The sequence below is a fragment of the Urbifossiella limnaea genome, assembly GCF_007747215.1.
In the GTDB taxonomy this organism is placed as follows: Bacteria; Planctomycetota; Planctomycetia; order Gemmatales; family Gemmataceae; genus Urbifossiella; species Urbifossiella limnaea.
In genome coordinates, this window is the sequence record NZ_CP036273.1 from 4,702,134 (window position 1) to 4,715,017 (window position 12,884).

Annotated in this window: 13 protein-coding genes and 1 pseudogene; 12 read left to right on the forward strand and 2 right to left on the reverse strand. The window is 69.9% G+C overall.

The genetic code is table 11. The features are described from left to right. The first annotated feature begins 97 nt into the window (after window positions 1–97). On the forward strand, window positions 98–1,054 hold the full coding sequence (locus ETAA1_RS19255; protein ID WP_202920256.1) for a DUF1571 domain-containing protein: 957 nt from the start codon (window positions 98–100) through the stop codon (window positions 1,052–1,054). Window positions 1,055–1,175: 121 nt separating this feature from the next. Here ETAA1_RS19255 and ETAA1_RS32175 read toward each other — a convergent pair whose 3' ends face one another. After that, the gene (locus tag ETAA1_RS32175; protein WP_202920257.1) at window positions 1,176–1,661 is read right to left on the reverse strand and encodes an ISAzo13-like element transposase-related protein; all 486 of its coding nucleotides are present in this window, start codon (window positions 1,659–1,661) and stop codon (window positions 1,176–1,178) included. Then, window positions 1,661–1,906, reverse strand: a complete 246-nt coding sequence (locus ETAA1_RS32180; protein WP_202920258.1) for a hypothetical protein — start codon at window positions 1,904–1,906, stop codon at window positions 1,661–1,663. Before ETAA1_RS32180 ends, ETAA1_RS32175 begins: the two co-directional genes overlap by 1 nt. Window positions 1,907–2,112: 206 nt before the next feature. On the opposite strand from ETAA1_RS32180, the gene ETAA1_RS19265 reads away from it, so the two are divergent. The 11 genes and pseudogenes from ETAA1_RS19265 to ETAA1_RS19315 all read left to right on the forward strand — a co-directional run bounded on the left by ETAA1_RS19265 (window position 2,113) and on the right by ETAA1_RS19315 (window position 12,872). After that, a complete protein-coding gene (locus tag ETAA1_RS19265; RefSeq protein ID WP_145244711.1) occupies window positions 2,113–3,114 on the forward strand; it encodes an IS701 family transposase in 1,002 nt (333 codons plus the stop codon). 172 nt (window positions 3,115–3,286) lie between these two features. Continuing rightward, window positions 3,287–3,631 carry an IS66 family insertion sequence element accessory protein TnpA gene (gene tnpA / locus ETAA1_RS32185; RefSeq protein WP_202920259.1) on the forward strand — a complete coding sequence of 115 codons (345 nt, stop codon included), beginning with the start codon at window positions 3,287–3,289 and terminating at the stop codon, window positions 3,629–3,631. After that, window positions 3,625–3,975, forward strand: coding sequence for an IS66 family insertion sequence element accessory protein TnpB (gene tnpB / locus ETAA1_RS32190; RefSeq protein WP_202920260.1), 351 nt, complete (start codon window positions 3,625–3,627; stop codon window positions 3,973–3,975). The genes tnpA and tnpB overlap by 7 nt, the downstream gene beginning before the upstream one ends. Before the next feature lie 46 nt (window positions 3,976–4,021). Continuing rightward, a complete protein-coding gene (locus ETAA1_RS19275; RefSeq protein ID WP_145241305.1) occupies window positions 4,022–4,300 on the forward strand; it encodes a hypothetical protein in 279 nt (92 codons plus the stop codon). Between the two features lie 14 nt (window positions 4,301–4,314). Next, window positions 4,315–5,595, forward strand: a pseudogene (tnpC, locus tag ETAA1_RS19280) (IS66 family transposase). Between the two features lie 681 nt (window positions 5,596–6,276). Next, window positions 6,277–8,466, forward strand: coding sequence for a chemotaxis protein CheA (locus tag ETAA1_RS19290; RefSeq protein WP_145241312.1), 2,190 nt, complete (start codon window positions 6,277–6,279; stop codon window positions 8,464–8,466). Between the two features lie 2 nt (window positions 8,467–8,468). Further along, window positions 8,469–8,915 carry a chemotaxis protein CheW gene (locus ETAA1_RS19295; RefSeq protein ID WP_145241314.1) on the forward strand — a complete coding sequence of 149 codons (447 nt, stop codon included), beginning with the start codon at window positions 8,469–8,471 and terminating at the stop codon, window positions 8,913–8,915. A gap of 18 nt (window positions 8,916–8,933) precedes the next feature. After that, window positions 8,934–10,544 carry a methyl-accepting chemotaxis protein gene (locus ETAA1_RS19300; RefSeq protein WP_145241316.1) on the forward strand — a complete coding sequence of 537 codons (1,611 nt, stop codon included), beginning with the start codon at window positions 8,934–8,936 and terminating at the stop codon, window positions 10,542–10,544. 95 nt (window positions 10,545–10,639) lie between these two features. After that, on the forward strand, window positions 10,640–11,011 hold the full coding sequence (locus ETAA1_RS19305) for a response regulator (protein WP_145241318.1): 372 nt from the start codon (window positions 10,640–10,642) through the stop codon (window positions 11,009–11,011). A 2-nt stretch (window positions 11,012–11,013) separates the two neighbouring features. Continuing rightward, complete coding sequence (gene cheB / locus ETAA1_RS19310) at window positions 11,014–12,060, forward strand: chemotaxis-specific protein-glutamate methyltransferase CheB (RefSeq protein ID WP_145241320.1); 1,047 nt, start codon at window positions 11,014–11,016, stop codon at window positions 12,058–12,060. Further along, window positions 12,057–12,872, forward strand: a complete 816-nt coding sequence (locus ETAA1_RS19315; RefSeq protein WP_145241322.1) for a CheR family methyltransferase — start codon at window positions 12,057–12,059, stop codon at window positions 12,870–12,872. The genes cheB and ETAA1_RS19315 overlap by 4 nt, the downstream gene beginning before the upstream one ends. The last annotated feature ends 12 nt before the right edge of the window (window positions 12,873–12,884 follow it).

Here is a 12,884-nt window from a genome sequence, read left to right on the forward strand (position 1 = left end):
GCCGAGCGCGTACGCTTCACTGGAGAGCATGACTCTACGGCGCCGGCCCGGGGAAGAAGTTGATCGCTACGCACCCAACTCAGCGGGGGGAAACGCGATGAGTCGCCGGTTCGTGCGGAGCGTCGCCGTCGGACTCTGCCTGATGGGGGTCGGTGCCGCCAGTTGCGCCCTGTGGCCGTCCTCACAACCGGTCGAAGTCGACCCGCCGCACGGCCCGAGGATGGAGCCCCCGCCCCTTGATGAAGAGTTCGCCGAGCTTGCCAGGACTGACCCGGTCGCGATACTCGCCGCCTGCATGAACCGGTACGAAAACAAGGTTAAGGGGTTTCGCGCGACGCTGGAGAAGCGGGAGTTCGTGGCAGGCGTCCTTCACGACCGGGAGATCATTCAGATCGCCGTCGCGGGAGAGGTACCCGACGAACCGGGGGTCCGGCCGAGAACACGGGTGCGCATGGTCTGGGAGAAGGGGTTCCAAAAGGCAGGGCGACTTGGCCTCTCTTACGAGGTCCACGGGGTGTTGTACCCGTCCCCCGACAACAGCAATGAGATGCTGACCTTCCGGCCCGACGCCTTCCTGACCGACTACTCCATCGCCACCCGATCCCCCGATGCCCGGAACGCGTCTCGGTACTGCGTGACGGACTCGGGCATCTACCGCGGGATGCTCCGCACGTACACCGCGTGGAAGAATCTGAAGGACAGAAACGAGTTGACGGTCAAATACCAAGGCAAGGACCGCGTCGAGAAGGCCGGGGGCCGCGTGTGCCACATCATCCGCCGGACCTGCACACCGGCGGAGGTGGACTCGTTTGTGATTGGCGAGAAGACACCGCCCGCGGCAGCGAACATCGACCGCGACGGCTTTTCTGAGGTAACGGTGATGATCGACGCCGACCGGTGGCTCCAACTCGGCACAGTATTGAGGAGGGCGAACGGCGACCTGATCGGGGAGTATTACTTCCAGAACGTGGAGGTCGTGACCGAAGCCGGGCAATTCCAACCGGACACGTTCACGCCCGAGGGCATGAGGGCTGCGGCGAACAAAAAGAAGTAGCCGGTCGTCGGTGGGAGAGCGACTCCGGGGTCACATCAGACATTTGCCCGAGTGTACCGGATGCGGGCAGCATGGCGCGGGAAATCCCACTGCCGATGCCGCCATCAAGCCTTTCACCGTTTCACCGGACGCTTACGATGGACGCGTGGTTGCGGGCCACGTCGAAGATGCCGTGGGGGATCAGCTTGCCGGACCCGGCCCGGGGGAAGTCGTGGTCGAAGGTCTCCACCGTCTGGGACGTATACGTCTCCCCGCCGCGGTGGAAGTTCCCCAGCAGTTCCTTCTTCTTCGTGTCCACGCTGATCACCGGGTCGCCGGCCGCCTCGTACCCCCGCCGGAGGTCCGCGATGTTCTCGAACTGGGCGTTCCGGTCGGGGTGGTGGCCCATCGACTTCTTCTTGCGGGCCGTCCGGCGGCCGATCTTGAGGGCCCGCAACGCCCGCCGGATCGTCCGGCGACTGGCCGGGGTGCCCATCGCCGCCAACCGCCGCGACAGTTCCCGCAGCGACAAGTTGGTCCAGAGTACGCCGTCCCGCATCGGGTCCCCGGCGGTGAACTCCGGGAGCAGGTGCCGGAGGTTGTCGCCGAGGGACGGTCGGGCCGCCATCAGCGGGCGACGTCCGCCCCCTTTTTTCGGACCCGGCCGTCGGCCGGGTCGTCGGGTTGTTCCAGATCCTGCAGGCCTTGTCGGATGGTCTTCGGATCGCAGGCCAGCAGGCGGGCGATGTATTCGACGCCGCCGTGCCCGAGTTTCGCCGCTTCGACGGCGGCGTACCGGCGGCGGTCCTTCTCGGACAACCAGCCCGCCAGCCGCTTCATCATCGCCTCGACTTCCGCCGGATAGGCGTCCATGCCCGCCTCCCGAAATCGGGTTCGCCAGGCCCGAGATTCTACCCGCCATCAACGAAACCGGGAACTTGAAGTGGGCCAGATCCTTAGTCCTTAACGAAGCGCGATCTCTGCCTTGTTGATGGGCCTGCTTCTCAAAATGTTACGCCTTACGCAGTTGACCGAGGTTGATCTTGCGCAACCCCGTTCCGGCGGTTAGGTTCGGCGGGATGAACGCCGCCCGCTCGACCGCCGAGGACTACATCCAGTTTCTCATCGCCTCGCCGGTCGTGGTCTCGGCCACCGAGGCCGCCCGGGTCCAGCCGGATCGCCCGGCGGCACCGGCCCACGACTCGTTCACCCGACTCCTCCACCGCCTCGAGCCCGACCCCGAGGCCCTGTGGGCCGAGGTCCGGCCGCTGATCGGGCGGGGGACCGGGGTGCTGGTCATCGACGACTCGACCCTGGACAAGCCGCGGGCCAAGCACATCGGGCTGGTCGCCCACCACTGGTCCGGGAACCACCACGCCGTGGTCCGGGGGATCAACCTGATCACCGCCCTGTGGTCGGACGGGGATCGGGTGTACCCGTGCGACTACCGGGTGTACCACAAGGACGGGGACGGGAAGACCAAGAACGACCACTTCGCGGACCTGCTGGTGGCGGCCCGGGACCGGGGCCTCCGCCCCCGGGCGGTGCTGTTCGACGGGTGGTATGCGAGCGTCGAGAACCTCAAGCGGGTCCGGGACTTCGGGTGGGTGTTCGTGACCCGGTTCAAGGGGAACCGGAAGGTGCGAATCGACCACGGGGAGACGATGGCGTTGGACCGCCAGCCGATCGCCGGGTCGGGGACGGTGGTGTGGGTGCCGGGGTACGGGGAGGTGCGGGTGTTTCGGGTGGTCGCCCCAGACGGCGACACGACGCACTGGGCCACCAACGACCTCGGGATGGACGAGCCGATGCGGCTCGTGTTCGGCGAGTTGTCGTGGGGGATCGAGGAGTACCACCGGGGGCTGAAGCAGTACACCGGGGTCGAGCGGTGCCAGGTCCGGGCGGCGCGCGGGCAGCGGAACCACATCGGTTGTGCGATCCGCGCGTTCGTCCGGCTGGAGTACCATCGGTTCACCACCGGGGTGAGTTGGTTCGCCGCCAAGTGGGCCGTCATCCGGGACGCCGTCCGCGCGTACCTCGAACACCCGCTCTACCGTCTGCCAGACCCGATAACTGCGTAAGGCGTAAATGTATGAAATCCTCAGCAGTTTCCAGGGTTTGTGGAGGTAGCCGCTTACCATTCGCCCGGAACCGACCGAGGAGTTCAAGTGAAGCGTAACGGCCCGGCGGATCACGTGATTGACGGGTCGTGTATGGTCGGTGGCATCCGCCCCCTTCTCGGAGAATGCCACCGTGCCCGACGTGCCCACCCACTCCCCGTATGACCCGGCCGCCACCCGGCGGTGGGTCGAACGCCTCGGCCGGTTCGCGGCCGGCGACCTCACCGTCGCCGGGTTCTGCGCCGCCGAGGGCGTGTCCGAGTCCAACTTCTACCTGTGGCGGCGACGCCTCGGACAACCACCCACGCCCGCCTCAAACCGACCGACGGTCGTGCGCCTCCGGGTCACACCACCCCACACGCCCCCGACGCCCATCGAACTGGTCCTCCCGTCGGGAGCCGCCCTCTGCTTCCCGCCCGACGCCCGCCCGGAACTCGTCGTCGCCGTCGTCCGCGGGGTGGAGGGCCGGCCGTGCTGACCGTCCCGCCCACCACCAAGCTCTGGTTCGCGGCCGCCGTCGATCTGCGGCTCGGGTTCGACGGGCTGGCCGGCCTGGTCCGCACCCAGCTCGCCGCCGACCCCTTGAGCGGACACCTGTTCGTCTTCACCAATCGATCCGCGAACCGCGTCAAAGTCCAGTACTGGGGCGGCCACGGCCTCTGCCTCTGGTGTCAGCGGCTGGAAGCCGGGCGGTATCACTTCCCCGAAGCCACCGCCGCCGGGATCGAGCTGACCGCCGCCCAGTTCGCCATGATCCTCGACGGCATCGACCTGTCCCGCGTCCGCCGGTTCAAGCGGTTCGAGGCGCCGACCCGGGCGTGACCGTTTTATGCTAGCGCGAGGCCGCCGGCCGCGTCATCATCCGGGCATGGACGCCCCGCCGCCCGACCCCACGGCCCCGCTCCCGACCGACGTTCCCACCCTCCAGGCGATGGTCCGGGAGCTGCTGGCCCGGAGCCAGCAACTCGAAGCCCGGGTCGCCGAGCTGACGGCCAAGCTCGACGCCGCCCTCAAGCACCGGTTCGGCCGCCGCAGTGAGCGCCGCCCGCCGCCGCCCGCCGCCGACAAGACGAAGCGGCGGCGTGACGAGCACGGCCGGTCGCCGCTGCCCGCGCAGCTCGAGCGCCGCGAGGTCGTCACGACCTGACGGCGGCCGAGCAGCTGTGCCCGTGTTGCGGCCGGCCGCGGGCGTGCATCGGCGAGCAGACGGCCGAGCAGCTCGACCTGGACCCCGCCCGGTTCTTCGTCCGCCGCACGATCCGGAAGAGCTACGCCTGCCGGCACTGCGACCCCACGACCGTGCCGGTGGAGCAGCGGCTGGCCACCGCCGAGCCGACGCAGGTCGGGCCGATCGCCAGGGGGCTGTGCGGCCCCGGGCTGCTGGCCCACGTCGTCACCGCCAAGTTCGCCGACCACACGCCCGTGCACCGCCTCGCCGGCCAGCTGGCCCGGTCGGGCGTGACGATCGCGTCCGCGACCCTGGGCGACTGGCTCTTCGGCGCGTCGGAATTGCTGACCCCGCTGTACGACCTCATGCACACGCGGGTGCTCCTGTCGCGGGTGATCCACGGCGACGACACCGGGGTGAAGTTGCGGGTGCCGGGGTGCCCCCGGACGAAGAAGGCGCACCTGTGGGCGTGCGTCGGGGACGCCGACTACCCGTACGCGGTGTTCGACTTCACGACCGACCACACGGCCGACGGGCCGACCCGCTTCCTCGCGGGGTTTGCGGGTTACCTCCAGGCCGACGCCCTGGCCCAGTACGAGGGGCTGTTCGGCGACGACCGGGTGACGCACGTGTGCTGCGTGGCCCACGCCCGCCGCAAGTTCGTGGCCGCGAGCGACGCCGGCGACGAGCGGGCGGCCACGGCGTTGGAGTGGATCGGCCGGGTGTACGCCGTCGAGCGGGGGTTGCCGCCGCTGCTGCCGCCGTCGGACGATCCGGCGCACCAGGAACGGCGTCGGCACCGCGAGGACGAGCGCCGGGCGGTGCGGCACCGCGACGCCGGGCCGGTGTAGGACGACCTGGAGAAGTGGCTGGTGGAGGCCCGACCGGGTGCGCTACCGAAGTCGCCGCTCGGGACCGCGATCGGGTATGCGTCGAACAACTGGGTCGCCCTGAAGCGATACCTGGAGGAGAGCTTCCTGGCGATCGACAATAACCTCGCCGAGCGGACGCTGCGGGCGATCGCGTTGGGGCGGAACAACTGGGGCGTGATCGGGAGCGAGGTGGGCGGCCAGACGGCGGCGGTGCTGTACTCGGTGGTCGGGACGTGCAAGCACCTGGGGATCGACTCGTTCGCGTACCTGCGGGAGGCGCTGCCGGGGCTGTTCGCGCTGGGCGACAAGCCGACCGCCGAGCACCTGTCGGACTGGCTCCCCGACCGCTGGCTGCTGAACCGTACCCGCGATCACCCGATCCCGGCGACGGCGGCCGGGTAAACCACCACACCGATCAACTCCCGTCGAGCCCGCCGACCCCCGAATCCGGGGGACGCGCCGCGTTACGCGCCCACCCAACCCTCAACGTGATTCGCCGGGCGGTTACTCAGCAGTTCGACGGCCGCGGCCGCGGCAATCAAGTTCCGCGACGGCACCCGCCAGTCGTCAACTGGAGAAACGCAGTAGTTCACGGGGGATCCAGCTTGTGGCGGTTTTGTGGCGGTCGGGAACACCGCAGGATGCAGCCTGTGAGCCGACAGCCGTTGACCGTGGAGCAGCAGGAGGCTAAAAAGCTAGGAGTTGCCACTGATCAGGCTGGGCAACAGGACCGCGGTCAGAGAATCCCTCCCTCTCCGCTCGATTCGCCGACGAGGGCCGCTCCCCACGGCCCTCGTCCCTTTTCCGCGACATCAACAGCGGCACGCACGCGTCCGGCCTGTCGGCCAAGCCGCCGCAATCGCTTATTCTATTGCACGATAATTATTCCGATGCCAGCGCAACTTCTCTGACCATGCGACTTTTACACCTCACAACGGACGGAATTTCTGATTCGTCGTTGCCGATCGATTGCAGTGCGTCGGGCATCTGTTAAGAAGGTTTTAGATCCGCATTCGTTCATGGAAGAGTCACCGACACGCACCCGGGTGGGATGCACCCCGCGGGGCGTGCGAGAATCGCACCGTGAACGACATCATCCGCGACTTCCTCCTCGAAACGCACGAGAGCCTCGCACAACTCGACCTCGATCTCGTCGCGCTCGAAAAGACTCCGCGGGACCGCGAGACCCTCGACCGCGTGTTTCGCGCGCTCCACACGGTCAAGGGGACGGCCGGGTTCCTCGGACTCGACCGACTCCAGGCCGTGTCCCATGCCGGCGAAAACCTCCTGAGCCGACTGCGTGCCGGTGAGATCATCTTCAACCCCGAGATCGCCACCGCGATGCTCGCCGTGGTCGACGCGGTTCGCAGGATTCTTGCCGGGCTGGAAGCGACCGGGCAGGAGGAAGAGGCGGACTTCTCCGACATCATCCGCCGCCTCGAAGCGCTCACGAAAGGGGCGGCGAGCAACCGAGCGCAGCCCGCCGCGCCCCCCCCGCCCGTCGTCGTCGGGCCGACGCGCGTTACCGTCCTTCCGCCCGAACCGCCGCCGGCCCCGGTGCTCGCGGCCGTGTCGATGGCCGAGCCCGCTGAAGGGCGACACTCGGCGGTGTCCGACGGTAGCATCCGTGTGGACGTCGGACTCCTCGACAAGCTCATGACGCTGGTCGGCGAGCTCGTGCTGGCACGGAACCAACTCGTCGGCTTCCGGGCGGCGCGCGAGGACCCGGCGCTACACGGCCCGGTGCAGCGGCTCGACCAGCTCACGACCGAGCTCCAGGCCGGCGTGATGAAGACGCGGATGCAGCCGGTCGGGTCGCTCTGGGGGAAGTTCCCACGGGTCGTGCGTGACCTTGCCGCGGCGTGCGGAAAGCAGGTCCGGCTCGACCTCGATGGCGGCGACACCGACCTCGACAAGTCCGTCGTCGAGGCCATCCGCGACCCGCTCACGCACATCGTCCGCAACGCCGTTGACCACGGCATCGAGCCGCCTGCCGACCGCCTCTCCCGCGGCAAGCCTGCCGAGGGGCGGCTCCACCTCCACGCCGCGCACGAGGGCGGCAAGGTGGTCATTCGCGTCAGCGACGACGGCGGCGGCATCGACCCCGGCAGGGTCCGCGCGAAGGCGGTCGCCGCCGGCCTGCTGTCCGCCGACCTGGCCGCCCGCCAGTCGGACCGCGAGGCGGTGAACCTCGTCTTCCTCCCCGGGTTCTCGACCGCCGACAGGGTCACCCACTTCTCCGGCCGCGGCGTCGGTATGGACGTGGTCCGCACCAACGTCGAGAAGATCGGCGGCACCGTGGATCTGGAGAGCCGGCCCGGCGGCGGCACGACGGTGAGCATGAAGATCCCGCTCACCCTCGCCATCATCCCGGCGCTCACCGTGACGTGCGGCGGCGACCGCTACTGCATCCCGCAAGTGAGCCTCCTCGAACTGGTGCGGCTCGACGGCGATCAGGCCCACACGGGCGTCGAGTATGTCCACGGCGCGCCGGTCTACCGCCTCCGCGGCAACCTGCTGCCGCTCGTCCACCTCGACCGGCTGCTGCGCGTGGACCCGACGCGGCCGGCCGACGGCGGCGCGACCGTGGTCGTGATCCAGGCCGACGACCGGCCGTTCGGGCTGGTCGTGGACGACATCCACGACACCGGCGAGATCGTGGTAAAGCCCTTGCGGAAGCAGTTAAAGGGAGCGGCGGCGTTCTCCGGCGCGACGATCCTCGGCGACGGCCGGGTGGCACTGATTCTCGACGTACTGGGCCTGGCACAGCGGGCCGGTGTGGTGTCCGGGCCGCGCGATCGCGCCGCGGCGGAGCGGCCGTCGGCCGTCGCGGCCGCTCAGGCGCGCGAGACGGTGCTGCTGGTCGCGTCCGGCGGCGGGCGGATGGCCATCCCGCTCGCCGCGGTCGACCGGCTGGAAGAATTCCCGCGCGCGTCGGTGGAGCGAGTCGGCGGGCGGAGCGTGGTGCAGTACCGCGGCGAGATCCTGCCGCTCGTCCGTGCCTCCCGGCCGAGCCGCCACAAGCGCGCGGCGAAGCGTCGGCCCGACGAGCAGCGTAGGTTGCAAGTGGCGGTGTGCGCGGCCGACGGGCGTCGCGTCGGGCTGGTGGTGAGCCGACTGCTGGACGTCGTGGAGGAGGCGGTGACCGCCCGCGCCCCGGCCGGCCGCGCGGGGGTGCTGTTCACGGCCGTCGTGCAGGACCGGGTGACGGAGTTCCTGGACATCGCGGCGGTCGTGAAGGCGGCGCACCCGGCCGCCGTATCGCCGGAGTAGCCATGCCCGTCGACCGCCAGTTCTGCACGTTCCTCCTCGCCGGCCACCACTTCGGGGTGGACGTGACGAGCGTGCAGGAGATCATCCGCGCGCAGGAGATGACCCGCGTCCCGCTCACCGCGCCGGTCGTCCGCGGGCTCATCAACCTCCGCGGCCAGATTGTGACCGCCCTCGACCTGCGCCGCCGACTCGGTCTCCCCGACCGGCCGGACGGCGACCCGCCGGTGAACGTCGTCGTACGGACCGACGACGGGGCCGTCAGCCTTCTTGTGGACGAGATCGGCGACGTGCTGGACGTGCCCGAGAGTGCGTTCGAGCAGTCACCCGAGACGCTCACCGGCCCCGCACGCGGGCTCATTCGCGGGGCGTACAAGCTCGACGGGCGGTTGCTCCTGATCCTCGACACCGACCGCACGGTGGACCTCGCCGACGCCCGCGCCCCCGACTGACCCCCAACCGAGCCGCCCATGCCGCCGCCGAAGAAGCCCCGCACCCGGCCCGCCGCGAAACCCGCCGCGAGCCTCGACACCGTGGAGTTCCTGCGGGCGGCGTTCGACGCCGTCCAGACCAACGTCTTCTTCGCCGACCCGGGGCTCAACCTCGTCTACGCCAACGGCCGGGCGCTGGAGACGCTCCGCGGCATGGAGAGCGAGTTGCGGAAGGTGTTCGGGGTCGGCGTGGACGACCTCCTGGGCGGGTCGATCCACCGGTTCCACCGCGACCCGCGGGCCATCGAGCGCATCCTCCACAACCGCGCCGCCCTGCCGCACGAGGCCGAGTTCACGTTCGGGTCGATCACCCTGCACGCCCGCATCAACGCCGTGCCCGGCGCCGGTGGGGCGGTGGCGGGCTACGTTGTCCACTGGGACGACGTGACAGCCGCCCGGCAGGAGCAGGCCCGGCTCTCGGCCATGCTCGACGCCATCGACAAGTCCCAGGCGGTGATCGAGTTCAAGATGGACGGCACGATCCTGGTGGCGAACGACAACTTCCTGCGGCTGATGGGCTACACTCTCGACGAGGTGAGGGGCCGGCACCACGGGATGTTCGTGGACGACGCGACCCGCACCGGCGCGGGCTACACCGAGTTCTGGGCGCGCCTCGGCCGGGGGGAGTACCAGGCGGGCGAATTCCGCCGCGTCGCCAAGGGCGGCCGGGAGGTGTGGATTCAGGGGAGCTACACCCCGGTGATCGACCGGTCCGGGAAGCCGGTGAAGGTGGTGAAGTACGCGTCCGACGTGACCGCACAGGTGCGGTTGCGGCTCGACGTGGAGGGCGTGCTGCGGCGGGTGGCCGAGAGTGCCACCGCCCTGGCCGCGGCGTCGCGCCAACTCGGCGGGGTGAGCCAGCAGATGGCCGCGAACGCCGAGGAAACGGCGGCGCAGGCGGGGGTGGCGTCGGCGGCCGCGGAGGAGGTGAGCACGAGCGTCGCCACCGTCGCCACCGGGGCCGAGGAGATGGGGGCGAGTATCCGCGAGATCGCCCGCAGCGCGCACGAGGCGGCCAAGGTGGCCACGTCCGCGGTCAAGGTCGCCGACCGCACGAACGACACGGTGGCAAAGCTCGGCGAGAGCAGCGCCGCGATCGGGAACGTGGTGAAGGTCATCACGTCGATCGCCCAGCAAACGAACCTGCTAGCGCTGAACGCGACGATCGAGGCAGCGCGGGCCGGCGAGGCCGGGAAGGGGTTCGCGGTGGTGGCCAACGAGGTGAAGGAACTGGCGAAGCAGACGGCGCGGGCGACCGAGGACATCGGCCGGAAGATCGAGGCGATCCAGGGCGACACCCGCGGGGCGGTCGAGGCGATCGGCCAGATCGGCAAGGTGATCACCGAGATCAACGACATCCTGAACACCATCGCCAGCGCCGTCGAAGAGCAGACGGCGACGACGGGGGAGATCAGCCGGAGCGTGACGGAGGCGGCGAAGGGGAGTAACGAGATCGCGCGGAACATTACCGGCGTAGCACAGGCCGCCCGCGGCACCACGGAGGGCGCCGGCGAGACGATGCGCTCGGCCGACGCCCTGTCGCGGATGGCGAACGAGTTGCAGCAGTTGGTGAGCGGGTTCAAGCATTGACCGGCGAGCCGGGGGCGTCAGCCCCCGGATTCTCCCCCGCGCCGTTCGCACAGAATCCGGGGGCTGATGCCCCCGGCTCGCCGGAGGATCCGCGCATGCACGCGCTCGTGATCGACGACTCCCGGACCGTCCGGGCCATCATCGGCAAGACGCTCCGCGACGAGGGGTTCGCCGTGTCCGAGGCCGGCGACGGCCGCGCCGGGCTCGCCGCGCTCGCCCGTACGCCCGACGTCGGCCTCATCCTCGTGGACTGGAACATGCCCGTGATGGACGGGCTTGAATTCATCACCGCGGTTCGCGCCGACCGCAGCTACGACGGCGTCCGGGTCGTGATGGTCACCACCGAAACCGAGCAGGCGCAGGTCGCCCGCGCCATGGCGGCCGGCGCGGACGAGTACGTGATGAAGCCGTTCACCCGCGACATCCTCGTCGCCAAGCTCAGCCTCCTCGGCGTCCTCGGGGAGTAGCCGTGCCCGCGATCCGCGTCCTGATCGTCGACGACTCGGCCGTGTTCCGCCGCGCGGTGGCCGGGGAGCTGTCCGCCGACCCGACCCTTGAAGTCGTCGGCACCGCGGCCAACGGCCGCATCGCCCTCGCCAAGCTGGCGCAGGTCGTGCCGGACCTCGTCGTCCTCGACGTGGAGATGCCCGAGCTAGACGGGCTGGCGACGCTCCGCGAGATCCGCAAGACGTACCCGAAGCTGCCGGTCATCATGTTCAGCGCGGTGACCGAGCGCGGCGCGGCCGCGACCCTTGACGCACTCGCCCTCGGCGCCACCGACTACTTCCCGAAGCCGGCCGGCGGAGGGCTCGACGCTTCACTTCGAGTCATCCGTGAGGAGTTGATCCCGGAAATCAAGGCGCTCTGTACCCGCCCCGCGGCGCTCCCCCCTACCCCGCACGTCGGACCGGTGCCCGTGTCCGGTCGCGTGGACGTGGTCGCGGTCGCGGCGTCCACCGGCGGGCCGAACGCCCTCGCCGACCTGTTCGCCGGCCTTCCCGTCGACTTCCCGGTGCCGGTCGTAATCGCCCAGCACATGCCGCCCATGTTCACCCGCCAACTCGCCGAGCGGCTGTCGGCGCGGTTCGCCGTGCGGGTCGAGGAGGGCCGAGCCGGTGCGGCACTCGCCCCCGGACACGCCTGGATCGCGCCTGGGGATTATCACCTGGTACTCGCCCGCGACGCCGCGGGGGTGCGCGTGGTGTTGAACCAGGAGCCACCCGAGAACTCGTGCCGCCCGGCCGCGGACGTGATGTTCCGCTCGGTCGCCAAGGCGTACGGCCCGGCGGCGCTCGGCGTCGTCCTGACCGGCATGGGGCAGGACGGGCTACGCGGCAGCGAGGCGATTCGTGCCGCCGGCGGGCGGGTGATCGTCCAGGACGAGGCGACCTCGGTGGTGTGGGGGATGCCGGGGGCGGTGGCCCGCGCCGGGCTCGCCGACCGCGTTCTGCCGCTGGCCCAGCTCGCGCCCGAGGTCGTGCGGCGGGTCCGCGTCGGCCGGGAGGGCGGCCGATGACCGCCCAGGACTTCGAGTACGTGTGCCGGTTCGTCCGCGACCGCAGCGCCATCGTGCTGGACGCGGGGAAGGAGTACCTCGTCGAGTCGCGCCTAAGCCCGCTCGCCGCGCAGCTCCGGCTCGGCTCGGTAGGCGACCTGATCGGGCAGCTGAGGACCGGCCGCGACGCCGGGCTCGGCACCCGCGTCATCGAAGCGATGGTGACGAACGAGACGCTGTTCTTCCGCGATGTGCAGCCGTTCGACACCCTTCGGCGGGTCGTGCTGCCGGAGTTAATCCGCCGCCGCGAGGCGGAGCGGCGGCTGTCCGTCTGGTGCGCCGCGTGCTCGACCGGGCAGGAGCCGTACAGTCTTGCAATGCTGATCCGCGAGTACTTCCCGGCTCTCGTCACGTGGCACGTCAACATCCTGGCTACGGACCTGTCGGCGGAGGTTTTAGCTCGGGCGCGTGACGGTCGTTACAGCCAGCTTGAGGTGAACCGCGGGCTGCCGGCGGCCTTCCTCCTGAAATACTTCCGCCAGCAGGGCGGCGTGTGGGAATTAGCCGACGACATGCGGCGCATGGTCGAATTCCGGGAGCTGAACCTCGTCCGCGAGTGGCCGTCGCTGCCGCGGTTCGACCTCGTGTTCCTGCGGAACGTGATGATCTACTTCGACGTGGGCACGAAAAAGGCGATCCTCGATCGCGTGGCCCGCGTGCTGCGACCCGACGGTTACCTCCTCCTTGGAGCGGCCGAATCGACGATCAACCTGGCGGACAGTTTTCGCCGGGCGGAGGAATTAAAGGGCGGCTTTTACCAGTCCGTTGGCTGACCACGGGGGCGA